This window comes from Streptomyces sp. NPDC086835 (genome assembly GCF_044745705.1).
Lineage (GTDB): Bacteria > Actinomycetota > Actinomycetes > Streptomycetales > Streptomycetaceae > Streptomyces.
This window is the reverse complement of record NZ_JBIVAU010000001.1, coordinates 62625-87621: the sequence shown is the minus strand read 5'-3', so window position 1 is coordinate 87621 and position 24997 is coordinate 62625. Positions and strand designations below refer to the sequence as shown.

Here is a 24997-nt window from a genome sequence, read left to right as displayed (position 1 = left end):
GGTCTCGCCGCGGCATGCGGAGGCGTCTGGGCCTGGCTCGGCTCGCGAGATCCGGAAGCCAAGGCGAGACCGTCCGACAAGAGCACGACCTCCCCCGCGCCGTCGCAAGAGCCGCTGAGTGACTACCTCTGGCAGGTTCAGATCTCCCCTGTGGATGACGAGACCGTAGAGGTCTTCCCTGCCGCCGAACCGATGCCGGTCGTCCTGGGCGACAACGTCATGCTGGTGACCGAGGAGGGGCTGACCGCCGTCGACCCCACGACGGAGAACTCGGTCTGGACGACCGTCAAGCTCGAGGACGCATGGCGCGTGACCACAGACGGCCATCGGATCTTCCGTATCCCGGGCATCGATCACTTCGGCGTCGAAGGCCAGGTCAAACCCCTGGTCGTCGACTCCGTAGAAGCATCCTCAGGAAAGCCGGCCACGCTGCGGCAGACTTTCAAGGACCCCGCCTGCGATCCGTCGGCCGCTCCGACGCGAAGATCCGCTGGACGGTCGGGGCCGGCGTGAACCTGCGCACCGAAGTACGGCCGGTGGGCATGGCAATGGACGGCCGTCTCGTGGTCTCCGCGGCAGGGGGCGAGGTCATCACTTTCGACACCATGGACGGCCGCAAGGTCTGTGAGCGCAGGCGCCAGGCCGAGCAGGCGTTGTTCCCGGCGCACCAGGACGGCGTCGCCTACCTCGGCGGAAGGACGCTTGCAGCCCTGCGGATCGGTGACGGCAAGGAGCTCTGGCCTCATCGCCTCGACCCCGGGACGGGCAAGACCCTGTGGCGGAGGGGCGGTGGCAACGGCCCCATGCGGACCCAGGGCGCGGGAGTCTGGATCGTCGACACGAACGAGTTGTCACCGCAGTTCAGCGGCCTGGAACTTGAGTCCGGCCGACTACGCATGAAGTACGGGGCAGGCGAGGGCAACCGTTGGGGCATCGCGGTCGGTGGCAACCGCGTCTTCGTCCACGACTCGCACTCGCTGACCGCGCTGCCGGTGTTCTGAAGAACCTCGCCGGTCCCGTCAGCGGAAGGCATCCGGCGATGCAGCACCGACCGCCTCGGCACAGTGGCTCTGGAGGCGGTTGGCGCCGTGTCGGTCCGAACTAGCCGTTGACACGTCGGGAACGGACCACGGACAGAGTCACTGCCGCACCGATGATCACCGCGGCACCGACCCCGAGTGAGATCCACAGCGTGGTGCTGCTGCCGCCTTGGGATTCGGACGCGGCGTCCGCAGGTTGCTTCGTCTCCGCGTCCTTGCCGGCCGCGGGCTCCGCAGCCTCCGCCGACGGTGACTTGGAAGCGGCGGCTGCCAGATCGGGCAGCGGATACTCGTCGGCCGGGCCCGGGTCGCCCGGTGTCTTGAGGGCACGCAGCGGGCGCACTGCGCCGTAACCGACGTGGTCGTTGCGCTTGTTACCGCTCGTCGGGGCGCTCACCGTGTTGAGCATGACCCGGAGAACCTGGTTGTTGGTCCACTCGGGGTGCTTGGACCAGATGAGGGCGGCGGTGGCGGAGGCGAGAGCGGTGGCGGCACTGGTGCCGTGGCCTGTGCAGAGGCCGGTCTTCCCGCCGCACGCGTGCACGATGTCATCGCCGGGAGCGGCCAAGTCGACCTGCACGCCGTACTGCGATTCCTTGGTCTTCTTGAGATCCTTTCCGATGGCGCTGACACCAACGACACCAGGCGTGGCTCCCGGATACTCAGGATCGTTGTCCACATCACCGCTGTTGCCGACGGAGGCAAAAAGCAGCGAACCGCGATCAAGCGCATACTCCACCGCGTCGTCCAGCTCTGAGGAACCTTTGGTCCAACCGATGGACATGTTGATGATCTTGATGTCCTGATCAGCTGCGTACTTGATCGCTGCGGCCGTGGCCTTATTGGACTGAGCGATCACTTCCGGCCGATTGTTGTCAAAGCCGACGTCAGGGATCCGGATCGGGACAATCGTGGCATCCGGAGCGAGGCCGAAAGCACCGTCACCGCTACCGCTCTCGCCGGTACCTGCGATGATGCCCGCCATGCCCGTGCCGTGACCGTTGTAGTCGGTCCGCTCATCGCCCTTCTCCTCGGGGGCCAAGTCCTTGCCCTGGAGCACCTGCCCTCGGAGGTCGCCGTTTGTGGCGTCCACACCAGTGTCAATGACGGCGACTTCAACACCCTTTCCCGTACTGATCTGCCAGATCTCCTCCGCCCCCATGGCATCCAGGTGCCACTGCTTGGACCGGATGGTCTCTGAATGAGCAGGCGTGCTGGCGACACCCAGCAGCAACAGCCCCAAAGTGGCCACTCCGACAACGCGCCCACGCAGGGGATGGATACTGCTGGTCGTCATCTACTTCCTCAATCTTGTGCTCGACGATCAATCGATGACAGGCGGCGCCACGCGCCGGCTCGCCCGCCATGTCTCCTCGTCCTCGACGAGGTAATCAGGGCGTTCACCGTTCGGCTCGGAACGCCTCTCGCCGGCACCCTGGTTCGAGGGAGCAGCGCCCCGCATGAACGGTTGGCCGGAGCTCTGTCCCGCGGATCCGCCGGTTGCCCCCCGCACCAGACCAGAGCCGCCTGGTGTGAAGGGGCGGGCGCCGGCAGCACCGGGCTGCTGCGGCCGTCCGCCGATGACCCCGCCGGTCTCACCGGCAAGACGACGGCCGGTCGCACCCTGCCCGGAATTCATGCTGCCTGTCATCCCGCCACCAGGAGCCATCGGCTGTCGCCCATGGACACTCTCGTTGCCGACGACCGTACTCCGCGGGATACCGACGGTCGGCTTCCCTGTAGTTGATGGCACCTGTCGCCCGCCCGTGATCCCACTGTCGCGAGGCAGCCGAGATGCCTGACTCACAGGCCCTGGCCCGCCGCCCTGTCCGGGCAGGATGGGGGAGCGACCACCGGGTCCCGGCTTACCCGTAGGCGTCACGGGAGACACCGGCTTTCCAGCATTCGTGACAGGCGCCAACGGGCCGACCGGAGGAAGTCCTCCGGTCTCGGGCCGCACCGGCCCCGGCGCGGGAGTGACTGGAGGCACATTGGGGGTAACCGGGGGGAGAGTCTCGATACTGTCGATCTCCATGGCGACAGGGCGCTCCTGCCGGGGTGCAGGCGGACTGACAACTTCTGTCCGCTCAGCCGTTTCGGCCCGCGCAGAGTCGCGGTTCACAGGCTGCGCATACGGAGCGACGTCGGACTGCCGGACGGAGCCAGTCGCACTGGAGCGGGAGAGATCGTCGCTACCGCCGCGCACGCCTCCCTCCGGCACGAAGCGGTCCGGCGGCGGCTGGAACGTCGGCAGTTCCTGCGTCTCGATGCGCGTCTTGGACGCGGCATACGCGCCGGCCAGCTTGTTCATCTGCGCGATCGCCTCATGGCGCTTCTTGTCCAGGTCAGCGCGCGCCTTGCTCGCGATGTCGGCCGAGTCGGGGTCGTTCCGGTGCTCCAGAGCCGCTTCCAGATTGGCCTTCGAACCGGCGATGTCCCGGGGAATCGCGCTCTTGACCTCAGCGATCACGACCGCTGCCTGCGCCATCGCCTTGGACGCCTCGTCGCTGTAGTCAGCGAGGCGGAAGGTGGCACTCGACAGACTGGCTCCCCAGTCGACAAAGGCCTGGAAGCCTTCACCTTCCCATTTCACCCGCTCCGGACGGAACTTCAGCTGCTGTGCGATCTCGCGTATGTCGAATGCAGCTTCCGACAACCGATCCGCCGCCGCCTTCACCGAATCCTTGTCGGCCTGGTCGAGCCACGCCAACATCTGCTCATGGGTCAGGCCCTCGAAGCTGGTCCGTCCCCCGCCGCCACCGCCGGCAATCTCAGCCACTTCTCCGCCTCACTCGTCCCCGTGGTCCTCTTCGTCCTCGACGTCGTGCGTCGTGCCGCTACTGGAGCCCGCCGACACCGGCCGAGTCGCCACCTGCCGGCGGCTGTCCGTTCGCTCCGGGGTCGGTCTGCCCCTGCTGCTCTTCCTTGGCCTTCTCCTGGGCAACCGGGTCACGCTTCGGGTCGTAATGCTGCTGCGTCCGCTCATGGATGGCCAGCATCCGGCGACGTACGTCGTCGTCCATGGTCTCGTATCCGTCCTTGGACGCCACGACCGCGATGCCCATGCCTTCCATGCAGTCCTTCAGGAGCTGCGACAGCTGCTTCAGCTGGTCGATGACGGTGCTGTACGCGGCCGCGAGGCCGTTGGCCTCGACCCAGTACGCACCACCCCCACCGAACTGGCCGCGCTTCAGCGCCTCTTGTGCGACCTTGTCGGGTCCCGCCGGGGAGCCGTTCAGTTTGATGATCAGGTCGTCGACGCGCTTCTTGAACGACGTCATCGACTCGGGGTCGTAGAGCATTGCGGCCAGCCCAGGGTTGACCATGCGCAACTGCCGCTCGTCGCTCGACATTCCGTCTGTCGGCATCGGCGGGCCGTACACCGGCCGCCCCGTCCCGTCGTCCTCCGCCACGAATGCCTCCCCGTTTACACACGTCTGCAGGGATCACTCTACCGAGTGGGCATGACACAGCGCACCCCTGGATTGCACTAGCAACCCGCCGACTACGTCACGAGTTTGGAACAGCCACCGCCGCCTGCGGCCGGATCGGCAGGCGGTTGATCGGGCGGCCCGTCGCCGCGCGGACCGCGGAAGCGACCGCGGCCGGGGAGGTGACCACCGGCGCGGCGCTCGCGGGCTTGGCGCCGAAGGGGGCCACGACGTCGCGTTCCTCGACGAGTTTCACGATGCGAATGTCCGGCGCGTCCAGGGCTGTCGGGAGGGCGTAGCCGGTGAGGTCGGGGTGGCGGATCACGCCGCGGGCCGTGCGGAGGTTCTCCGTGAGGGCCGCGCCGACACCCTGGGTGACGCCGGCCTCTATGCGGGTGGCCAGTTGGGCGGGGTTGAGGACCCGGCCGACGTCCTGGGCCACCGCCATCTCGACCACGCGGACCGAGCCCAGTTCGATGTCGACGTCCACCACCGCGCGGATCGCGCAGAACGCCAGGCCGACGAAGGCGTCGCCCTGGCCCGACTCGTCGAGCGGCTCCGTGGGATGGGGGCGGCACTGGGCGGTGGCCCAGAGTTCCTTGCCTTCCATCGCCTCGGTGACCGTCGTCGACAGGACACCGTCGTACGACGTGATCTTGCCGTCGGTGATCTGGAGCAGTTCGGTGGACATACCGAACTTGTGGGCCAGCGGCTGGAGAAGCTGTGTGCGGACCATCTTCGCGGCGCGTTCGACCGCGCCGCCCGACACCCAGGTGTGGCGGCCGTGGGCGGCGGGGCCGGCCGGTGGCTGGTCGGTGTCCACGGAGGCGACGCGGACGTCGTCGATGCCCAGGGTCTCCTGGACGATCTGGCGGGCGAGCGTCGTGAACCCCGAGCCGGTCTCGACGGCCGCGCAGATGACCGTGGCGACTCCGTCGTGGACCTTGACCGTGGCCGTGGAGACCTCGTCGGTGCCTTCCGCGCCGAGCATGTGGACCATGCCGAGGGCGTAGCCGACGCCGCGGCGTACCGCGCCCGGTTCGCCGGCTCCCTCGGGGCCGCCCGGGAGGAGCCAGTCGTCCTCCGGGGAATCCTTGGGGAGGGGCGGCAGCGGGAAGTCCCGTACGGCCTGGAGCAGTTCGGCGACGGGGGCGGGGCAGGTGACGGTCTGGCCCGTGGGCAGGATGTCGCCGGTGGCGAGGACGTTGCGCAGGCGGATCTCGGTCTGGTCCAGGCCCAGTTTCGCGGCGAGCTTGTCCATCTGCGCCTCGTACGCGGCGCAGACCTGCATCGCTCCCTCGCCCCGCACATGGCCGGAGGGCGGGTTGTTCGTGCGCACCGCCCAGCCCTCGATGTGGGCGTGCGGGACGACGTACGGCCCGCAGGCGAACGCGACGGCGGCGGCCAGCGACTCGGATGAGGCGTCGGCGTACGCGCCCGCGTCGAGCAGCAGCTGCGCCTCGACCTTGACGAGGTGGCCCTCCGCGTCCGCGTGGTGCCGGTAGCGCAGCAGCGTCGGGTGGCGGTGGGCGTGGCCGAGGAAGGACTCCTCGCGGGTGGCGGCGAGTTTGACCGGGCAGCCGGTACGAAGTGCGAGCAGTCCGAGGGGCAGCTGGAAGCCTGGGTCCTCGCGGTCGCCCGTCGCACCCGGTACGCCGGTGACGACGACCTTGACGCGCTCCGGTTCGAGGCCGAAGCAGGCCGCGGCGAGGTCGCGGTCCGTGTGCGGGTCGGTGGAGGCCACGTAGAGCTCGACGCCGCCGTCGGGACGGGGCACGGCGAGGCCGGCCTCGGCGCCGATGGGGGCCGGGTCCTGGCGGCCGATGCGGTACAGGCCCTCGACGATCACCTCGCCCGTCGCGTCCGGGTCGCCGTAGCGGAGCGGGATGTGGCGGATGAGGTTGCCGTCGGGGTGCAGCGGTTCGGCGGCGAAGGCCTTCTCGGGGTCGGTGACCGGCTCGAGGACCTCGTACTCCACCGCGATGGCCGCCGCCGCGAGACGGGCCGTGTCGGGGTGGTCGGCGGCGACCGCGGCGATCGCCTCGCCGTGGTGGCGGACGATCTCCGACGCGAAGACGGGCCGGTCGGCGATGCGCCTGCCGTACGCGCCGTCGCCGGGGATGTCCTCGTGGGTGATCACCGCGTGTACGCCCGGCATCTCGAGAGCCGCGGACGTGTCCACGGACACGATGCGGGCGTGCGGGTGCGGCGAGCGCAGCAGCGCGGCCCACAGCAGGCCCTCCGCCCACAGGTCGGAGGCGTAGGGGAACGTGCCCTCGCTCTTGGCGCGGGTGTCGGCGGCGGGAAGCGACGCGCCGAGGCCGTGGGCAGGAGCCTCCGGCTGGGGGCTGTCGACCGGCTGCGGCATCGCAGTGGTGGCCGCGTCGTTGCTCACGCCATGCCTCCGTCGTGCGGGTGAATCTGCACACTACCTGCGCCGGGTGCCGCCTGGTGCGGGATGCGGGCTTCGTCACCGGCCTCCGTCTCCTCGGCGGCGGCGGTGGCGCTCGCCGCGCGTTCGGCGACCACCTCGCGTACGGCGTCGAGGACACCCCGGTAGCCGGAGCAGCGGCAGAGGTTGCCGCACAGGGCCTGGCGGGTCTCCAGTTCCGTGGGGGCGTGGTTGCCCTCGAGGAGGTCGTGGACGGTCATCGCCATACCGGGGATGCAGAAGCCGCACTGGACGGCGCCGCACGCCGCCAGCGCCCGCTGGACGTCGGAGGGTTCGCCGTCGGTGGCGAGGCCTTCGACCGTACGCACCTCGGAGCCCGCGGCGGTCGCGGCGGGGACCAGGCAGGAGGCGACGAGCCGGCCGTCGACCTGCACGTTGCAGGCGCCGCATTCGCCCTGGGAGCAGCCGTCCTTGGCGCCGGCGAGGCCGAGGCGCTCGCGCAGGACGTAGAGCAGGGACTCGCCTATCCAGGCGTCGCTGACCGGGCGGTCGGTGCCGTTGACGCGCAGGACGTACGAGGTGGGCGGGTGCTCCTCGGTCCCGGCGGGCGGCTCGGCCGCAGCGGCCGGGGCGGGGTCGGCCGGCACGGCATCGGCGCCGGCATCGGCTCCGGCATCGGCCTGGGATCCGGCCGCCGGCTCGGGCTCGGGGCCGGACCGGGATTCCACCTCGGACGGTGACTCGGGCTCGACCCCGGCCTCGGCCTCGGCAGACGTCCCGCCGGGTACCTGCACCGTGGCGGCGGGCTCGGCGGGCTCGACCGGTTCGGCCGCCGCCGCGTCCTCTTCGGCGGCCGGTTCGGCGGCCACCGGCTCCGAGCCGGACCCGGCCGGGTCCTCCGCCCGCTGCGACTCGTCCGCCGCCCAGGGCGCGGAGGCGCCGCCCGGCAGCGTCGCCCAGGGGGCCGGCGCACCTCCGGGGAGCGTCGCGGACGGGGTCGTACCGGCCCAGGGCGCGTCGGCATCGGGCGGCAGTGGGAACTCGCCGGAGTCGGAATCGTACGCCGCGGCAGGCTCCGACTCCTGGGCTTCCGCGAACTCCGAGAACTGCGGGAACTGCGGGGCCGCCTGCGGCCCTTGCGCCTCTCGGGCCCCCGGAAACGCCTGGGACTCCCCGAACATCCCTGACTCACGGACCTCATAGGCCTCGCGCGCGTCATGTGCATTGGGGACATCCTGCGCATCGTGCGCATCCCGGAACCGCTGAGCGCCCTGAGCGTCATGGGCGTCATGGGCGTTGTGCGTCGCCTCGTGAACGTCCTGGGACTCGTGGAAGACCCACTGCCCCGTCTCGTTCACATTCACGTTCGTGTTCGCGTTCGCGTCCGACTCGCCGGCCGCCCCCTGCCCGGCAGGCTCCGGCCACGGCGTCGCCCAGCCGCCGGCCGCCGTCGGGTCCGTCCCCGCGGCAGGCGTCAGCGGCCTGATCATCGGCGGTACGTAGCCGTGCCCCGGCGCCTCGAGCGGGGCGGCGTCGGAGGTGGTGAACTCCGGGGGCAGCTGGAAGAAGGCCGTGGCCTCGCCGTCGTACTCGCCGCCCTGCGGCGTGGGCTGCCAGCCGCCGCCCTGGTCCCCGTACGAGCCGTACGAATCACCGTAGGAACCCTGCGGCGGCTCGTGCCGGCCGTAGGCCTCCCCGTGCTCGGACTGCCCGTACGGCTGTCCCTGCTCGTACTGTCCGTACGACTCGCCTTGTTCGTACTGCTCGTACGACTCCGCATCACCGCGCTGCGCGTACGACTCGCCGTGACCGTGCTGCTCGTACGGTCCTCCTTGGCCGTGCTGACGGCCGTAGGGGTCCCGCTGGTCCTGACCGTCGTACCGGTCGCCGCGGCGATCCGGCTCGAAGCCCTCCGGGAGCTCCTGGAACTCCGGCGGAAGGCCGTGCGGGTTGTTCTCGTTGCTCACGACAGCGCCCTCCCCAGTGCCCGTCGGGCCAGCGCGGCGACGGTGCGCCGCAGATGCAGTACGGCCGGCGACAGCACCGGTTGCTCCTCGCCGTCGGGCGCCGGCGCCGGGTCGGGGATGCACGCCGCGGCGACGTACTCGCCGAACGCGGTCAGCGCCTCGCCCTCGAGGCCCCGCTCGCCGTCCCAGTCGATGAGCGAGCCGATCCACCGCTCGGCCTCGAGCGGCCGCAGCGGCATGGGCGCGATGGCGCCCACCGCGCAGCGCACACCGCGCCGGGCCGGGTCGAGGACGACGGCCACGGAAGCCGTGGCGCGACCGGGGCCGGTGCGGCCGGTCGCCTTCAGGAAGACCTGCGGGGCGTGCAGGAGGGGTACGCGTACGAAGCCGATCAGCTCGGCCGGACCGAGCATCTCCCGTCCGGCCAGCAGGTGCGACACGGGGATCTCACGGCGGGCACCGCCCGGGCCCGCGATCACCAGGTCGGCCTCGAGCGCGGCCAGCACCGGCAGGCTGTCGCCGGTGGGCGCGGAGCTGGCGATGTTGCCGCCGAGCGTGCCCGCGTTGCGGATCTGGGGCGGCCCGGCCGCACGCGCGGACGCGGCGAGGGCGGGGATGAGGGCGGCGAAGTCGGGCCGGCCCATCCGGGCGTGGGTGAGGCCGGCGCCGAGCAGGGCGTGCCCGTCCTGGTAGCGCCAGCCGCGGATCTCGCTGATGCGACCGAGGCCGACGAGGCCCGCGGGGCGGAGCTGGCCCTTGTTGACCGCGGCCATGAGGTCGGTGCCGCCGGCGACGGGGACGGCGGCGGGCATGGCGCTGAGCGCCGCCACGGCCTCGTCGAGCGAGGCCGGCAGCGTCACCGACTGTGCCGTTCGCGGTGCGTGCGTGGTCACCAAGTTGCCCCTTCCCGGTGTCCCGGCTGTCCCGCCTGTGTTGCCGTACCGTACGTGCTCACAGGCCGGACGTGGCAACTCTGGCACATCTTCCGGGCGGACCGACGGGAGGGTCCGCGAAGGGCGCATCCGCCCCACAAGTACGGGACCGCGACAAACGTCCGGTTTCGTACTCCCGTACCACCACGGGCGGATTGCCGTTCTTCAGCGGCGCTTGTACGCCTTTCTCCTTGCCGTGCCACCCTCCTACCGTCTCAGGGCCGGGGCCGCCGGGAGGCGGCCTCCGGCCGGGCTCACACGTTCGGGGGCACGCCGTCGATCGGACGTCCGGCGACGCCGGGGCGCCGCTGCCACGGCAACGGGCCGCCGGGGGGCCGGTAGTGGACCCCGAGCGCGTCAAGGCGCGCGCAGTGGGCGGTCATTCGGCGTTCGAAGTCCGCGAAGTCGCGCTCCGCGGACGGGGGCAGCGTGGACCACGCGACCTCGGCGAACGCGGCGAGCCGCGGGAAGACCTGGTAGTCGACGCGGGCGCTGTCCTGCATCACCTCGGTCCAGACGTTCGCCTGGGTGCCCAGTACGTGCCGGGCGGCTTCCGGGGCGAGCGCCGGCGGTACGGGCTCGAAGCGGTAGACGTCCTCGAGGGTGCGCACGTAGCCGATGGGCATCGGCTCGTCGTCGCCGGCGGCCTGCCGGTGGTCCAGGTAGACCTGCTGCTCCGGGCACATGACGACGTCGTGGCCGGCCTCCGCGGCGGCGATGCCGCCCTGGTAGCCGCGCCAGGAGGAGACGGCAGCGCCGGGCGCCAGGCCTCCTTCGAGGATCTCGTCCCAGCCGATGAGGCGGCGGCCGCGGTCCGTGAGCCAGCGGTCGAAGTGCCGGACGAACCACGACTGGAGCTCGTCCTCGTCGGCCAGGCCGAGTTCCTTGATGCGTGCCTGGGCGGCGGCCGACGCCTTCCACTGGTCCTTGGGGCATTCGTCGCCGCCGATGTGCACGAAGGCGGACGGGAAGAGGTCGAGGACCTCCTCGAGCACGCCCTCGTAGAAGCGGAGGGTGGTGTCGGTGGGGGCGAGCACGTTGGGGCTGATGCCCCAGTTGTCCCAGACGGTCAGGGAGGTCGTGTCGATGACGTCGGTGTTGCCCAGTTCCGGGTACGCGGCGATGGCGGCCTGCGAGTGCCCGGGGATGTCGATCTCGGGGACGACGGTGATGTGCCGTTCGGCGGCGTAGGCGACGATCTCCCGGATGTCGTCCTGGGTGTAGTAACCGCCGTGGGGGGCCTCGTCCCAGAGCGGTGAGGCCCGGTGCCCGTACTTGGTCCGCGACCGCCAGGCGCCCACCTCGGTCAGCCTCGGGTGGCGCTTGATCTCGACGCGCCAGCCCTGGTCGTCGGTGAGATGGAAGTGGAAGACGTTGAGCTTGTGGGCGGCGAGCAGGTCGAGGTAGCGCAGCACGCCCTCCTTGGGCATGAAGTGCCGTGCGACGTCGAGCATGAGACCGCGCCAGGAGAAGCGGGGCGCGTCCTCGATCAAGGCGCCCGGCACCTCCCAGCACCGGCCGGCCGCCACGGGCGCCTTGCGGTACGCCTCGGGGCCCAGGAGCTGACGGAGCGTCTGCACGCCCCAGAACACTCCGGCGGCGCCACCGCCGTGCACCGCGATGTCGTCGCCGTTGACGTACAACTTGTAGCCCTCGGGACCGAGATGCCCGGCGTCAGGCAGGTCGACACGCAGCCGGATCGCTTCTCCGTCATCTCCGGCTCCGGGTGCCAACGGCAGCCCGGTGGCCGCGCCTACAGTACGGCGCAGCCATCGCGCGGCCGCCTCCGTGCCAGGGCCCGCGTCCACGACGGTCGACTCGTCGAGGACGAAGCCGCCTGCGGACGGGATGGAGCGCGCCACGCGCGGCGCCGGGATCAGGTTTGTGGAAGTCATCGCGTCAGTCCTTCACCGCGCCGCCCAGGCCGGAGACCAGACGTCGCTGAACGAGTACGAAGAAGACGAGCACCGGCACGGTCATCACGGTAGAGGCCGCCATGATCCCGCCCCAGTCGTTCTCGTCCGGCTTGAAGAAGACCAGCAGCGCCATCGGCAGCGTCGACTGCGAGGTGTCGCTGATGATGAACGACTTGGCGAACAGGAAGTCGTTCCACGTCGAGATGAACGAGAACACGCTCGTCGCCACCAGCCCGGGGAAGACCAGCGGGAAGAGGATCTGCCACAGGAAGCGCGCGCGGCTCGCTCCGTCGATGTACGCCGCCTCCTCCAGCGCCTCCGGAACGGCCTTGACGAAGCCGCGCAGCATCCAGATCGCGAACGGCAGCGAGAAGGCGATGTGCGGCAGGATCAGCGAGCCGAGGGTGTTGAGCTGCCCGAAATCACGCATCAGGAAGAACAGCGGAATCGTCAGCGCCTCGATCGGGACCATCTGCGCCACCAGGAACATGATGAGCAGCGTCGTACGGAACCTGAAACGGAACCGGGTGACGGCGGTGGCGGCCAGGAAGGCGATCAGCGCGGAGGCGACGACGACCGTGCCGGCGACGATCAGGCTGTTGACGAAATACCGGCCGAATTCCTCCTGTTGGAAGACCCGGCGGAACGAGTCGAGCGACGGGGAAAGGGTCCACGGCTTCGCGTCCGTCGACTGGATCTCCCCGGCGGGTTTGAAGGCGGAGAGGACCATCCAGTACAGCGGGAAGGCGACGACGACCGCGATGACCAGCGCCGCGGCCTCTGCCAGCAGCCGCCCGGGGCGCCGCACCCTCAGCGGCGCGGGAATCAGGCTCATATCTCTTCTCCCTCACGGCGCAGCAGCCGCAGATACACGAGCGTGACCGCCAGCAGAATCAGCAGCATGACGACGCCGATCGCGGAGCCCAGGCTGTACTGGGAGGACGCGAAGGCCTTCTGATAGGCGTACACGTTGAGCACGAGATTCTGTCCGGCGATGCCTCCGCCGTTCGTCATCACATAGATCTGGGTGAAGACCTTGAAGTCCCAGATGACCGACTGGATGGTGACGACCACGAGAATGGGCCGGAGCATCGGCGCCGTGACGGACCGCCAGATGCGCCATTGTGAGGCGCCGTCCAGCGAGGCCGCCTCGAGCACCTCTCCCGGAATGGCCTTGATGCCCGCGTACACGGTGACCATCACGAACGGGAAGGAGCACCACACGACTTCGAACATGACGAGGGCGAAGGCGCTGAGGCGCCCGTACGTCCAGGAGAAGTCGCCCAGTCCCAGCATCCGGTTGACGGGTCCGTAGTCGGGGTCGAAGAGGAAGACCCACACGGTGGAGCCGGTGATGGCCGGGGTCGCCCAGGCGCCGAGCCCCGCCATCATCAGGGCGAGCCGCGGCAGGGCGCGTACGCGGGTCAGCAGGACGGCCAACGCGCAGCCGACGGCGAGCGTGGAGACCACGCACGCGGTGGCGAAGAGCACCGTCGCGAGGAGCACCTGCCAGAACTGGCTGTCGGCGAAGAGGGTCCGGTAGTTGCCGAGGCCCTGGAAGGTGGTCGGTTCACCGCCGCTGACCTGTGCCTGTGTGTATTCGAGGAAGGAGATCAGGCCGAGTTGGTAGATCGGGTAGACGAGCAGTCCGGCGAGCACCACGAGGGCGGGTGCGAGATAGAGCCAGGGTGTCCAGGCCCCGCTGCGCCGTGCGGGCCTGACCGGGGGCGCGGTCGTGTCCGGCGGGCGGGCGGTGGTCCCCGCGGGGACCACCGCCGGCTCCGCCGCGGTCTTGTAGGCCATGGGGCTCAGCCCGCGTCGGAGAACGCGGCGTCCATCTTCTCGGCGGCGTCGCCCGAGGCCGCGGCCACGTCCTTCTTGCCGCTGACGATCTCCTGGAACATGGTCGGCAGGACGAGCGAGGCGTCGATCCGGCCCCATGCGGGCGAGGCGGGGACGAACTTGGCGCCGGCGCCGAGCGTCTCGATGAAGGGCGCGACGAACGGCTGCTTCTTCGCCGCCTCCGCGCGCACATCGGTGTACGTGGGCAGGAAGCCCATCGCGTCGAAAAGCTTGGCCTGCGACTCCTTGCCCGCGAGCCGCTTCATCAGGTCCACCGCCAGGGTGCGGTGCGAGCTGCTCTTGAGGACGCCGACGTTGTTGCCGCCCGCGAACGCCGGGGCGATCTCACCGGCCTTCAGTCCCGGCAGCGGTACGACCGCGTACTTGCCCTTGACCGCGCCGGCCTCGACGGCCTGGTGGCTGAAGTCGCCGCCGATCGCCATGGCCGCGTTGCCGGCGGCGAAGGCGGTGATGACGGCGTTGCCGCTCATGGCGGCGCACTTGGCGGCCGGGCAGTTGTGGTCCCCGAAGAGGGACGTGTACGCCTTGATGCCCTTCTGTGCGGCGGCGCTGTCGATGGCGGACTCGTAGGAGCCGCCGTTCTCCCGTGCCAGTTCGCCGCCGTGGGCCCAGATGAACGGCATCGCGCCGTAGGTGTAGGCGCCGCCCACGGCGAGGCCGTAGAGGTCCGGCTTCTCCTTGCGGATCTTCTTCGCGGTGGCGATGAGTTCGTCCTGGGTCCTGGGCACCGTGATGCCGAGGTCCTTGAAGACGTCGGTGCGGTAGTAGAGCGCGCGGACGCCGACGAAGAGAGGCGCTCCGTAGACCTTCCCGTCGACCGTGACGGACTGCTTGGCGGTGGGGTCGGTGTCCTTGGCCTCGTCCCAGGCGCCGAACTCGGCGGTGACGTCGGCGAGTCCGCCGTCCTTGACGTAGCCGGCGGTGTCGGTGTTGCCGTACTCGATCAGGTCGGGGGCGCTCTTCGGGTCGTTGAACGCCGCCTTGATCCTCTGGGCGCGGGTCTCGACCGGTATGTACTCGATCTCGACCTCGGCGCCCTTGTGCGCCTTCTCGAACGCGGCGACCGCGGCGTCGACGACCTGCTCCTTGGGCTTGTTGTTGACCTCCTGGAAGAGCCAGACCCGCAGCGTGCCGCTCTTGTCGTCCCGCTCGGCGCTGTTGCCGGAGGTCTGCGGGGCACAGGCGGTGGCGGTGAGACCGGCCAGTGCGAGGGCCGCGGCGGTGGCGGCGGCTCGGGAGACGAGCTTCATGCGTGATCCCCTACCAAGTGAGCGTTGCAACATACGCAACGAGTGTTTCGCCATGCACAACACGCAGGAGGCTAGGCCCGCCTGAACGGCCGTACAAGAGGGTCACAAGAGGTCTCAACCACTCTGTGACCGGCGGAAGCACCCTGTGCAACGGCGCACCGCACGCAAACGGCCCCCGGGCGCGCCGAAGCGCGTCCCGGGGGCCGTTGTGCAGGCTGGGGCGGAGGAGTTACTTCTTGTCCTTGCCGCTGCCGCTCTTGCCCTTGTCCTTGTCGCCACCGGCGCCCATGGACTCGTAGATCTCCTTGCACATGGGGCAGACCGGGTACTTCTTGGGGTCACGCCCCGGCACCCAGACCTTCCCGCACAGTGCCACCACGGGAGTGCCGTCGAGGGCGCTCGCCATGATCTTGTCCTTCTGGACGTAATGGGCGAAGCGCTCGTGGTCGCCGTCGCCGTGCGACACCTGTGGTGTCGGCTCTACGAGGGTCCCCGCGCCTGTCCCGCGCTCGGGCTCAAGAGTGCTCATGGGCTCCAAGGGTACTCATCGCGCGGTCTCTACGGGAGCAAGGCCCTGCCCACCCTTTCCCCGGGCGGGTCAGTTCATGCTCGGGTCGTCCGGATACGTGGCGAACATGGCCAGCTCGTTGCGCTGGCGCCGCAGCACCGAGCGCCACAGGCTCTCCGGCCGGGGCGAGGACACGTCCCCCGGCTCCGACTCCACGACGTACCAGGCGCCGTCCTGCAGCTCGTCCTCCAGCTGGCCCGGGCCCCAGCCCGCGTACCCGGCGAAGATGCGCAGGGAGCCGAGGGCGCCACCGAGCAGTTCGGGGGGAGCCTCCAGGTCGACGAGGCCGATCGCGCCGTACACCCGACGCCAGCCGAGGGGGCCCTCGTCGCCGGGGATGACGGCGACACCCAGCGCGGAGTCCAGGGCGACGGGGCCGCCCTGGAAGACGACACCCGGCTCACCGGCCAGAGCCGCCCACGACTCCAGGATGTCCTCCACGACCACCGGGGTCGGCCTGTTGAGAATCACGCCGAGGGAACCCTCGTCGTCGTGATCGAGCAGCAGGACCACCGCCCGGTCGAAGTTCGGGTCCGCCAGGGCGGGCGCGGCGACGAGCAGCCGCCCTGTGAGCGAGGACACCTCGGTCATGCCAGACATGATCCCGCATCTTTCCCCTTCGCGGAGCCCGGGCGGCTCACTCGCCGCCGCCCACGCGATGGGCGCAGCTCAGAGGGCAAAGCCCCCGACAGGTGTCCGAAGGGTGGGACGGTGACCGTGCGCGAGGCCCGGCGGACAGAGCGTATTGTGCCCGATTCATTACGGCCGAGAACGGTCCGCGGGCTTACAACTTAGGGGCTCTACCCCCTTACCCTTTCCTCTGGCCCCCCGTCCGATCCTCCTCCTGGCCCTGCCTGGGGGACCACTTCCGGAACGCGAGATTCATGACCGGCACTGACGATGTACTGCTTGTCCACGGCGGAACCCCGCTCGAGGGCGAGATCCGCGTCCGCGGCGCGAAGAACCTCGTGCCCAAGGCGATGGTCGCGGCCCTGCTCGGCAGCGAACCGAGCCGGCTGCGCAACGTGCCGGACATCCGTGACGTCAGAGTCGTACGCGGGCTGCTGCAGCTGCACGGGGTGACGGTCCGCCCCGGTGAGGAGCCGGGCGAGCTCGTCCTCGACCCGACGTACGTCGAGAGCGCGAACGTCGCTGACATCGATGCCCACGCGGGCTCGTCGCGCATTCCGATCCTCTTCTGCGGCCCGCTGCTGCACCGCCTCGGCCACGCCTTCATCCCCGGCCTCGGCGGCTGCGACATCGGCGGCCGGCCCATCGACTTCCACTTCGACGTGCTGCGCCAGTTCGGCGCGACGATCGAGAAGCGCGCGGACGGGCAGTACCTGGAGGCCCCGCAGCGGCTGCGCGGCACGAAGATCCGACTGCCGTACCCGTCGGTCGGCTCGACCGAGCAGGTGCTGCTCACGGCCGTGCTCGCCGAGGGCGTCACCGAGCTGACCAACGCCGCGGTGGAACCGGAGATCGAGGACCTCATCTGCGTACTGCAGAAGATGGGCGCGATCATCTCCATGGACACCGACCGGACGATCCGGATCACCGGTGTCGACAAGCTCGGCGGCTACACCCACCGTGCCCTCCCGGACCGCCTGGAGGCGGCGTCCTGGGCGTCGGCGGCGCTGGCCACCGAGGGCGACATCTACGTGCGCGGCGCCCAGCAGCGCTCGATGATGACGTTCCTCAACACGTACCGGAAGGTCGGTGGCGCCTTCGAGATCGACGACGAGGGCATCCGCTTCTGGCACCCCGGCGGCCGGCTCAAGTCCATCGCGCTCGAGACGGACGTCCACCCCGGCTTCCAGACCGACTGGCAGCAGCCGCTGGTGGTCGCCCTCACGCAGGCGACGGGGCTGTCGATCGTCCACGAGACGGTGTACGAGTCCCGGCTCGGCTTCACGTCCGCGCTGAACCAGATGGGCGCGCACATCCAGCTGTACCGCGAATGCCTCGGCGGCTCGCACTGCCGCTTCGGCCAGCGCAACTTCCTGCACTCCGCGGTCGTCTCCGGCCCGACGAAGCTCCAGGGCGCGGACCTGGTCATCCCCGACCTGCGCGGCGGCTTCTCGTACCTGATCGCGGCACTGGCCGCGCAGGGGACGAGCCGGGTGCACGGGATCGACCTGATCAACCGCGGCTACGAGAACTTCATGGAGAAGCTGGAGAAGCTCGGCGCGAAGGTGGAACTCCCCGGCGGCCCGATCGTCTGACGGCCCCTACGACGCCGACGGCCCCCACGGAGCGCATCCGCGGGGGCCGTCGCCGTCTCCGGCCGCCTGCGCGCTGCGCGGGGGCGTGTCCCCCACCCGCCCCCCTGTACCGATGTGCCGGTCCGCCACGTGGGGGCTCCGCCCGGACCCGAACCGGGCTCCGCCCCTTCCCGCACCCGGCTCCGCCCGGACCCGAACCGGGCTCCGCCCCTTCCCGCACCCGGCTCCGCCCGGACCCGTTACGGGGGCTACTCCCCCTACGCCTGGCGGCGTGGAGGTCCCCCCACCGGACCCCTGCGCCTCAAGAGCCACCTACGGCCTGGCGGGCGTAGGAGGGACGATGTCGCGACGTCGAGGCTACTGACGCCCGCCCTACGCCCTGGCGGGGGTGAGAGGTGCCCCCCGCCAGGCTGGAAATGCCTCCCCCGGCGGAGCCTCGAGCCGCCGCCCCAGCGGGGCTCCCGCCGACAAGTCCGGAGCGTCTCCGCCAGCAGGCCGAAGTATCTCCACCGACAGGCCAGAGTGCCGCGCAGCGGCCTTCTCAGCCGCCTGGGGGCACCTCCCACGGCCGCCAGTTCGAGGGCACGGCCGGTGGCCGTACGGGGCCCGGGGCTGCCCGCCACGCGGCGGAGCCGCACATCGGTACAGCGGGAAGGGGCGGGGAGGAGAAAGCCCGCCGCAGGCGACCAACTTGCCACGGGCCACGCGCCCCCGCCACGCGCCGCACACGCAGAAGGGCGGCCACCCGGAACCCGGGTGGCCGCCCTGACGCTGCCGAAGGCCTTACTTACCCTTGGCGGCTTCCTTGAGCTTCGAGCCCGCGGAGACCTTCACGCTGTAGCCGGCGGGGATCTGGATCGGGTCGCCGGTCTGCGGGTTCCGAGCGGTGCGAGCGGCACGGTGGGTGCGCTCGAAGGTCAGGAAGCCGGGGATGGTGACCTTCTCGTCGCCCTTGGCGACGACCTCGCCGACGGTCTCGGCGAGAGCGGCCAGAACGGCGTCGGCGTCCTTGCGGGTCACCTCGGCACGGTCGGCCAGCGCGGCCACCAGCTCACTGCGGTTCATTTTGTTACTCCCGTGTTCTTCTTGCCTGTGAGGCGTGGATCGAAGCCGATGCTGCCAGGGCCCTCGGACAGTCCCCGGACCCGGGTCTGCTGTCAGACCCCTCCGCGCCCGCGGGGCTTCCCCCAGGACGCAGGTCCTCGGGGAAGCATCCTGCCCCCACCAGCGGCGGGAAAGCCAATCCGGCACCCTCCGGAGTCACACGAAGGCCACCACTGCCTCGTCGTGGTGACGTTCCGTCGACTCCCTCGAGACCCGTCGGGGTGGGCGTGCCGGGGCCGCGTGCTCCCTGATCCGCCACCCTAAAGGGGGGTTTGCAACCCCGCGACCCGCGACGCGCCGTATGTCAGTGGGACGTGGGGCCTGTCACAGTCGGGCCGGCGGCCTTCGCGGCGTCCCGGACGGCACCCGCGACGGCTCCGGCGACCTTGTCGTTGAAGACCGAGGGGATGATGTAGTTCGGGTTGAGTTCGTCCTCGGTGACGACGTCCGCGAGCGCGGCCGCGGCCGCGAGCATCATCTCGGTGTTGACGGTGCGGGACTGGGCGTCCAGCAGACCGCGGAACACACCGGGGAAGACCAGCACGTTGTTGATCTGGTTGGGGAAGTCCGAGCGGCCGGTGGCCACAACTGCCGCCGTCTGCCGGGCGATTGCCGGGTCGACCTCGGGGTCGGGGTTCGCGAGCGCGAACACGATCGCGTCGTCGGCCATGGCCGCGACGTCGTCCCCGCCGAGCACGTTGGGCGCGGAGACGCCGATGAAGACGTCCGCTCCGACGACCGACTCCTTGAGCGTGCCGGTGACACCCTCGGGGTTGGTGTTGTCGGCGATCCACCGCAGCGGCGAGTCGGGGGTGGCGTCCACCAGGTCGGCGCGGCCCGCGTGCACGACGCCGTGGATGTCGGCGACGACGGCGTGCTTGACGCCTGCCGCGATGAGGAGTTTGAGGATGGCGGTACCAGCCGCGCCGGCGCCGGACATCACCACCCGTACGTCACCGATCCCCTTGCCCACCACGCGCAGCGCGTTGGTCAGGGAGGCGAGGACGACGATCGCCGTGCCGTGCTGGTCGTCGTGGAAGACGGGGATGTCGAGGGCCTCGCGCAGCCGTGCCTCGATCTCGAAGCAGCGCGGCGCGGAGATGTCCTCGAGGTTGATGCCCGCGAAGCCGGGGGCGATCGCCTTGACGATCTCGACGATGGCGTCGGTGTCCTGGGTGTCCAGGCACAGCGGCCAGGCGTCGATGCCGGCGAAGCGCTTGAAGAGGGCCGCCTTGCCCTCCATGACCGGCAGCGCGGCCTTGGGGCCGATGTTGCCGAGGCCCAGCACGGCGGAGCCGTCGGTCACCACTGCAACGGAGTTGCGCTTGATGGTCAGGCGGCGGGCGTCCTCGGGGTTCTCCGCGATCGCCATGCAGACCCGCGCCACACCCGGGGTGTAGATCATCGAGAGGTCGTCACGGTTGCGGATGGGGTGCTTGGACGCCATCTCGATCTTGCCGCCGAGGTGCATCAGGAACGTACGGTCGGAGACCTTGCCGAGGACGACGCCCTCGATGCCGCGCAGTCCCTCGACGATCTCGTCGGCGTGCGCGGTGGAGCTGGCGGCGATCGTGACGTCGATCCGCAGCTTCTCGTGGCCCGACGCGGTCACGTCGAGGCCGGTTACGGAACCGCCGGAGGACTCCACGGCCGTGGTGAGCTGGGAGACCGCGGTTCCGCTCGCGGGCACCTCCAGTCGGACCGTCATCGAGTACGAGACGCTGGGCGCCGTTGCCATGACCGGGTTCCTCTGCTTTCCCTAGCTTCATTGCTGTGCGATACCGCACCTGAGGCCCGGCAGCGCTGTGAAGATGGTGACACCTACCCGCCGGTAGCAGGTAATGCGGTCATATTGTTTTCGGAAACTGTTTTCCACCATACGAGAAGGCGCCTGGAAACTGAAGAGGCCCGCGTCACCTGGACAGGTGACGCGGGCCTCTTCCGCATGCATGAGGTGGCACCGACCCGCCATGCTCGCCTCGCGGCAAGTGGTCCCTCTAAGGGACGAAGGTTGGGCCCGGGGGCTTGGATCGAGCCGGTGCCGTATCCAGGCTAACGCACCGCCCCGGGAAGTGATTCCCCCCATCGCGGGCCGACTTGGACACCGGCCCGGGACAGTGCCCGGCGCGGCCCGCCGGAGCCCCAGGGACAGGGCCCGGCGCCCGCCCGGGGGAGGCCGCGACGGCGGCCGCCGAACGCCCGCTCAGTCCCGCAGCAGCTCCGGTACGCCCTGCGCGTCCGGCTGGTCACGGCGTCCGGAGACCACCGTGAGCTGCTGCGTGGCCCGGGTGAGCGCCACGTACAGCACCCGCAGACCCGCCGGGCTCTCGTCGGCGATCTCCGCCGGGGAGACGACGACCGTCGCGTCGTACTCCAGGCCCTTCGCCTCCAGCGAGCCGAGGGCCACGACCCGCTCGCCCAGCCCGGCCAGCCAGCGTGCGGCCTGTTCCCGCCGGTTCATGGCGACGACGACGCCGACCGTGCCCTCCACCCGCTCCAGCAGCCGCTCCGCCTCCGCCCGTACGGACTCGGCGAGGTCGCCGCCGTCCGGTACGACCGCGAAGCGCGGCCGCACTCCTGTGGAGCGGACGGCGGACGGGGAGCGCATGCCCGGCATCGCCAGGTGGAGCACCGTGGCGGCCAGCTCCGCGATCTCGGCCGGGTTGCGGTAGTTGACGGTCAGCTCGAAGCGGCGGCGCGGGCGGCTGCCCAGCGCCTCGTCACGGGCCTCGGCCGCCTCTTCCGGCGAGGACCAGGACGACTGGGCCGGGTCGCCGACGACCGTCCAGGTGGCGTGCCGGCCGCGGCGGCCGACCATCCGCCACTGCATGGGCGTGAGGTCCTGCGCCTCGTCGACGATGACGTGCGCGTACTCGGTGCGCTCGGCCGCCAGCCGCTCCGCCCGCTCGCGCTGTGTCTCCTCGCGCTGCGGCATCAGCTCCTCCAGCCCGGTGAGCTGGTCCAGAGGGTCGAGCTCGCGCCGCTTACGGGGACGGGCGGGCGTGCCGAGCAGGGTGCTCAGTTCGTCCAGGAGTGCCACGTCGTGCACGGAGAGGGCGTCGCGGCGCAGTGAGCGGGCCAGCCTGCGCACCTCGCCGGGGTTGAGCACCCGGCGTGCCCAGCGGCCGAGGCGGCGCTCGTCACCCATCGCGGCGAGCACGGCGCGTGGGGTCAGTTCGGGCCACCAGGCGTCCAGGAACGCGATGAAGCTGTCCTCGCCGGTCACGTCCTCGTCGAAGGAGGACCGCAGCTCGGCGGCCAGCTCCGGGTCGCCGGGGTGGCGGCCGGCGGCACCGGACTTGGCGTACAGGGCGTCGAGCAGCAGCCGTCTGGCCCGTGGACGCAGCAGGTTGACGGGAGCGCTTCCGCCGAGCACGTTGTGGCGGATGCGGCGGAGCTCGTCGGCCTCCAGCTCGAGCCGCCGGCCGAAGGCGACGACGCGCAGCCGCGAAGCGGTGCCCGGCGCGGCCGCCGGCTCCTCGCCGAAGGCGAGCTGACCGTTGCGCGGCGTGGCGTCCGGCATCTCGAGCGCGCCCCGCGCGGCGTTGCGCAGCACCTTCAGCATCCGGGAGGAGCCCTTGACGCGGGCCACCGCCGGTTCGTCGTACACCGTCGCCTCGGCCCCGTCGACCAGGGAGCCGACCGCGCGGATCGCGACCTGGCCCTCCTCGCCCAGCGACGGCAGCACGCCCTCGGTGTAGGCGACGAGGAGCGGCGTCGGGGAGACGATGAGGATGCCGCCCGCGTAGCGGCGCCGGTCCTGGTAGAGCAGGTACGCGGCCCGGTGCAGCGCCACCGCCGTCTTGCCGGTGCCGGGGCCGCCCTCCACGTACGTGACGGACGCGGCGGGTGCGCGGATGACCAGGTCCTGCTCGGCCTGGATGGACGCGACGATGTCCCGCATGGTGTGGCTGCGGGCCTGGCCGAGCGCCGCCATCAGGGCGCCGTCGCCGACGACGGGCAGTGTCCGTCCGTTCAGCGTGGCGGTCAGTTCCGGGCGCATCAGGTCGTCCTCGACGCCGAGGACCTTGCGGCCCTTGGACCGGATGACCCGGCGGCGCACCACACGGCCGGGGTCGACCGGGGTGGAGCGGTAGAAGGGGGCCGCGGCCGGGGCACGCCAGTCGATCACGAGCGGGGCGTAGTCGGAGTCGAGCACGCCGATCCGGCCGATGTGCAGGGTCTCGCCGATCTCGGCCGTGTTGTCGGGGCGTACGGCGTCGTCCGCGGGCTCGACGGAGGTGAAGGCGCCGTCGGGGCCCTTCTTGCCGTCCTTGCCGTGGAGCAGGTCGATCCGGCCGAAGAGGAAGTCCTCGAATTCGTTGTTGAGGCGGTTGAGGTGGACGCCGGCCCGGAAGACCTGGGCGTCCCGCTCGGCGAGGGCGCCGGGGGTGCCGACCTGCCCTCGCTTGGCGGCGTCGTTCATCAGGAACTCGGCCTCGTGGATCTTCTCCTCGAGGCGGCGGTACACCTGGTCGAGATGTTCCTGTTCGACACCGATCTCACGGTCTCTCACCGTGTCGGCGGCGGAGCCGACCACGGATTCGACAGCGGCATCCTGCGCGGCCACCGAGGCCCCCTTCTGACGTGCACTGGGCAGCCGTCAACCGTACGGCAAGGAGGCAGGTTATTGCACCTGGCCCGGCCGTGGGCCGGGCCAGGTGCGAAGGACCCACGGCAGGCGGCGGCCCGCGGAAGGGCCGCGGGCATGCCGAAGGGCAGCGGGCACGCCGAAGGACCGTGGACATGCGGATGCGGCCGGGGGCCGCACAGCTCCCCGGCCGAAGGTGGGACGGCCGCCGGCTAGGCGTCGACCTCCACCAGCCGTTCCCCGTCGAACGTGCGGACCTCGAAGTGGTCGATGTCGCCCGGGTCCATCGCGGAGCCGCCGTGGACGTACAGCGGGTTCTTGGCGTCCTTGTTGGGGCTGTCGGGGATTCCGTAGCCCCACTTCGGCACGGCCCACGACGTGACGACCTCCTCCTCACCGGTCTTGGAGACGGCGATGAGGTTGCACTTCAGGGGCCCCTTGACGTTCTTCAGCTCCAGGACGGCGTGGGTGCCCCAGCCCTTCTTCTCCATGCCGACGACGGCGCTGACCTTGGTGGTCGCGTCCGTGGCCTGGACCTTCTCCTCCATGTGGTTGAAGAAGGCGTCCTCGGCCGGGCTGGTGGGGTGCGGGTCTGCGCCCGCCACGTTGCTGCCGGTGTCGTCGGCGGTGACGACCACGGCGACGGCGGGGCCGCCGATGATCAGCGCCGCGGCCGCCGCGAGCAGGTACATGCCGCGCCGGCGCTTGTGGGCGCGCTTGACGGCGACCTCGTTGAGCAGACCGTCGAGGACCTTGGGGCTCGGGGATGTGGGCACCACCGGGACGGCGCGGGGCGGCGGGAAGTCGGACATGCCCGGTATCCCGGGCAGGCTGTAGACGTTGCTCTGCGGCGGTGCGGGGGCGGGCGCCTCCGCCAGCATCGCGAGCATCGGCTCCATCCCCGAGAACTCCTCGAGGTGGGCGGCACAGATGTCGCATCCCGCCAGATGCGCCTCGAAGGCGGAGGCGTCCGCTTCGTCGAGCACGCCGAGCACATATGCGCCCACCGCGTCGTGTACGGACTCCTGCTCGTACATGGTCATGCCGAGACCCCCCTCTCCTCAAGAGCGAGCTTCATGGAACGGAGCGCGTAGAACACACGGGACCGCACGGTCCCGCTGGGTATGCCGAGCGTTTCGGCCGCTTCATTGACCGTACGCCCCTTGAAATACGTCTCGACAAGAACTTCCCTGTGGGCGGGCGTCAAATCATCGAGTGCATCCGAGAGCGTCATCAGCCACAACGCCTTGTCGATCTCGTCCTCCGCGGGCATGACCTCCAGCGGCGACGGGTCGACCTCCTGCGGCCGGGCCTGCCGGCTGCGGTGACCGTCGATGACGATGCGCCGGGCGACCGTCACCAGCCAGGGTCGGACAGAGCCGGTCGCACGGTTGAGCTGGCCGGCGTTCTTCCAGGCACGGATGAGCGTCTCCTGTACGACGTCCTCGGCGCGCTGGCGGTCGCCGGCGACGAGACGCAGTACATAGGCGAGCAACGGTCCTGCGTGTTCACGGTAGAGGGCACGCATCAACTCCTCGTCGGGCACAGAGGTGTCGATACGTGGCTTCTCACTGCGATGGCGGGCCCGTTGCGGACGGTCATCGGCCACGGCGGCATCCTTGCGCACCTGAACCTCCCGGTCGAGACCCTGTTTTTCACGGCTGGCTGCTTGTCCCTCTTCACTACGGGGACAGCCGGAGGATCACTCAACGCCGGCC

Annotated in this window: 20 protein-coding genes; 3 read left to right on the top strand and 17 right to left on the bottom strand. The window is 70.6% G+C overall.

Features of this window, described 5'->3' with window-relative positions:
• The first annotated feature begins 150 nt into the window (after positions 1 to 150).
• The gene (locus ACIPJI_RS00355) at positions 151 to 513 is read left to right on the top strand and encodes a hypothetical protein (protein ID WP_402243697.1); all 363 of its coding nucleotides are present in this window, start codon (positions 151 to 153) and stop codon (positions 511 to 513) included.
• Positions 510 to 1001 (top strand): PQQ-binding-like beta-propeller repeat protein, encoded by a 492-nt coding sequence (locus tag ACIPJI_RS00350; RefSeq protein WP_402243696.1) that lies wholly within the window; start codon positions 510 to 512, stop codon positions 999 to 1001. Before ACIPJI_RS00355 ends, ACIPJI_RS00350 begins: the two co-directional genes overlap by 4 nt.
• Positions 1002 to 1101: 100 nt before the next feature.
• On the opposite strand, the gene mycP is transcribed toward ACIPJI_RS00350, so the two are convergent.
• From mycP to ACIPJI_RS00290, 12 genes are all read right to left on the bottom strand, one after another.
• Complete coding sequence (mycP, locus tag ACIPJI_RS00345; RefSeq protein ID WP_356622014.1) at positions 1102 to 2337, bottom strand: type VII secretion-associated serine protease mycosin; 1236 nt, start codon at positions 2335 to 2337, stop codon at positions 1102 to 1104.
• Between the two features lie 27 nt (positions 2338 to 2364).
• Positions 2365 to 3819 carry a hypothetical protein gene (locus tag ACIPJI_RS00340; protein WP_356622015.1) on the bottom strand — a complete coding sequence of 485 codons (1455 nt, stop codon included), beginning with the start codon at positions 3817 to 3819 and terminating at the stop codon, positions 2365 to 2367.
• 58 nt (positions 3820 to 3877) lie between these two features.
• Positions 3878 to 4408, bottom strand: coding sequence for a hypothetical protein (locus ACIPJI_RS00335; RefSeq protein WP_356622016.1), 531 nt, complete (start codon positions 4406 to 4408; stop codon positions 3878 to 3880).
• 142 nt (positions 4409 to 4550) lie between these two features.
• A complete protein-coding gene (locus tag ACIPJI_RS00330; protein WP_373465288.1) occupies positions 4551 to 6866 on the bottom strand; it encodes a xanthine dehydrogenase family protein molybdopterin-binding subunit in 2316 nt (771 codons plus the stop codon).
• Entirely contained in the window at positions 6863 to 8830 is a 1968-nt protein-coding gene (locus tag ACIPJI_RS00325) for a 2Fe-2S iron-sulfur cluster-binding protein (protein WP_402243694.1), read from the bottom strand. The genes ACIPJI_RS00330 and ACIPJI_RS00325 overlap by 4 nt, the downstream gene beginning before the upstream one ends.
• A complete protein-coding gene (locus ACIPJI_RS00320) occupies positions 8827 to 9723 on the bottom strand; it encodes an FAD binding domain-containing protein (protein ID WP_356622018.1) in 897 nt (298 codons plus the stop codon). The genes ACIPJI_RS00325 and ACIPJI_RS00320 overlap by 4 nt, the downstream gene beginning before the upstream one ends.
• Before the next feature lie 293 nt (positions 9724 to 10016).
• Positions 10017 to 11657 carry a beta-N-acetylhexosaminidase gene (locus ACIPJI_RS00315; protein ID WP_402243693.1) on the bottom strand — a complete coding sequence of 547 codons (1641 nt, stop codon included), beginning with the start codon at positions 11655 to 11657 and terminating at the stop codon, positions 10017 to 10019.
• Positions 11658 to 11661: 4 nt separating this feature from the next.
• A complete protein-coding gene (locus ACIPJI_RS00310; protein WP_356622020.1) occupies positions 11662 to 12513 on the bottom strand; it encodes a carbohydrate ABC transporter permease in 852 nt (283 codons plus the stop codon).
• Positions 12510 to 13481, bottom strand: coding sequence for a carbohydrate ABC transporter permease (locus ACIPJI_RS00305; RefSeq protein WP_402243691.1), 972 nt, complete (start codon positions 13479 to 13481; stop codon positions 12510 to 12512). Before ACIPJI_RS00305 ends, ACIPJI_RS00310 begins: the two co-directional genes overlap by 4 nt.
• Before the next feature lie 5 nt (positions 13482 to 13486).
• A complete protein-coding gene (locus ACIPJI_RS00300; protein WP_356622022.1) occupies positions 13487 to 14791 on the bottom strand; it encodes an extracellular solute-binding protein in 1305 nt (434 codons plus the stop codon).
• A gap of 229 nt (positions 14792 to 15020) precedes the next feature.
• On the bottom strand, positions 15021 to 15320 hold the full coding sequence (locus tag ACIPJI_RS00295) for a DUF3039 domain-containing protein (protein WP_189467381.1): 300 nt from the start codon (positions 15318 to 15320) through the stop codon (positions 15021 to 15023).
• A gap of 69 nt (positions 15321 to 15389) precedes the next feature.
• On the bottom strand, positions 15390 to 15950 hold the full coding sequence (locus ACIPJI_RS00290) for a YqgE/AlgH family protein (protein WP_037774528.1): 561 nt from the start codon (positions 15948 to 15950) through the stop codon (positions 15390 to 15392).
• Between the two features lie 293 nt (positions 15951 to 16243).
• Between ACIPJI_RS00290 and murA the strand changes: the two genes are divergently transcribed.
• Positions 16244 to 17584 (top strand): UDP-N-acetylglucosamine 1-carboxyvinyltransferase, encoded by a 1341-nt coding sequence (murA, locus tag ACIPJI_RS00285; RefSeq protein WP_053557247.1) that lies wholly within the window; start codon positions 16244 to 16246, stop codon positions 17582 to 17584.
• A gap of 783 nt (positions 17585 to 18367) precedes the next feature.
• Here murA and ACIPJI_RS00280 read toward each other — a convergent pair.
• The 5 genes from ACIPJI_RS00280 to ACIPJI_RS00260 form a co-directional block, all read right to left on the bottom strand.
• Positions 18368 to 18649, bottom strand: coding sequence for an HU family DNA-binding protein (locus ACIPJI_RS00280; RefSeq protein WP_004571953.1), 282 nt, complete (start codon positions 18647 to 18649; stop codon positions 18368 to 18370).
• Between the two features lie 343 nt (positions 18650 to 18992).
• The gene (locus ACIPJI_RS00275) at positions 18993 to 20426 is read right to left on the bottom strand and encodes an NAD-dependent malic enzyme (protein WP_307706680.1); all 1434 of its coding nucleotides are present in this window, start codon (positions 20424 to 20426) and stop codon (positions 18993 to 18995) included.
• A gap of 465 nt (positions 20427 to 20891) precedes the next feature.
• Positions 20892 to 23258 carry a HelD family protein gene (locus tag ACIPJI_RS00270; protein ID WP_402243688.1) on the bottom strand — a complete coding sequence of 789 codons (2367 nt, stop codon included), beginning with the start codon at positions 23256 to 23258 and terminating at the stop codon, positions 20892 to 20894.
• A gap of 233 nt (positions 23259 to 23491) precedes the next feature.
• Positions 23492 to 24322: an anti-sigma factor gene (locus ACIPJI_RS00265; protein WP_307706682.1), complete on the bottom strand. Its 831-nt coding sequence runs from the start codon at positions 24320 to 24322 to the stop codon at positions 23492 to 23494.
• On the bottom strand, positions 24319 to 24906 hold the full coding sequence (locus ACIPJI_RS00260) for a sigma-70 family RNA polymerase sigma factor (protein ID WP_005316925.1): 588 nt from the start codon (positions 24904 to 24906) through the stop codon (positions 24319 to 24321). The genes ACIPJI_RS00265 and ACIPJI_RS00260 overlap by 4 nt, the downstream gene beginning before the upstream one ends.
• Positions 24907 to 24997 lie beyond the last annotated feature (91 nt).

Bases quoted from the DNA above. Each gene is read 5' to 3' on its own strand.
- mycP (WP_356622014.1), bottom strand. From the start codon at position 2,337: ATGACGACCAGCAGTATCCATCCCCTGCGTGGGCGCGTTGTCGGAGTG.
- ACIPJI_RS00335 (WP_356622016.1), bottom strand. From the start codon at position 4,408: ATGCCGACAGACGGAATGTCGAGCGACGAGCGGCAGTTGCGCATGGTC.
- ACIPJI_RS00315 (WP_402243693.1), bottom strand. From the start codon at position 11,657: ATGACTTCCACAAACCTGATCCCGGCGCCGCGCGTGGCGCGCTCCATC.
- ACIPJI_RS00310 (WP_356622020.1), bottom strand. From the start codon at position 12,513: ATGAGCCTGATTCCCGCGCCGCTGAGGGTGCGGCGCCCCGGGCGGCTG.
- ACIPJI_RS00305 (WP_402243691.1), bottom strand. From the start codon at position 13,481: ATGGCCTACAAGACCGCGGCGGAGCCGGCGGTGGTCCCCGCGGGGACC.
- ACIPJI_RS00300 (WP_356622022.1), bottom strand. From the start codon at position 14,791: ATGAAGCTCGTCTCCCGAGCCGCCGCCACCGCCGCGGCCCTCGCACTG.
- ACIPJI_RS00295 (WP_189467381.1), bottom strand. From the start codon at position 15,320: ATGAGCACTCTTGAGCCCGAGCGCGGGACAGGCGCGGGGACCCTCGTA.
- ACIPJI_RS00290 (WP_037774528.1), bottom strand. From the start codon at position 15,950: ATGACCGAGGTGTCCTCGCTCACAGGGCGGCTGCTCGTCGCCGCGCCC.
- murA (WP_053557247.1), top strand. From the start codon at position 16,244: ATGACCGGCACTGACGATGTACTGCTTGTCCACGGCGGAACCCCGCTC.
- ACIPJI_RS00280 (WP_004571953.1), bottom strand. From the start codon at position 18,649: ATGAACCGCAGTGAGCTGGTGGCCGCGCTGGCCGACCGTGCCGAGGTG.
- ACIPJI_RS00275 (WP_307706680.1), bottom strand. From the start codon at position 20,426: ATGGCAACGGCGCCCAGCGTCTCGTACTCGATGACGGTCCGACTGGAG.
- ACIPJI_RS00265 (WP_307706682.1), bottom strand. From the start codon at position 24,322: ATGACCATGTACGAGCAGGAGTCCGTACACGACGCGGTGGGCGCATAT.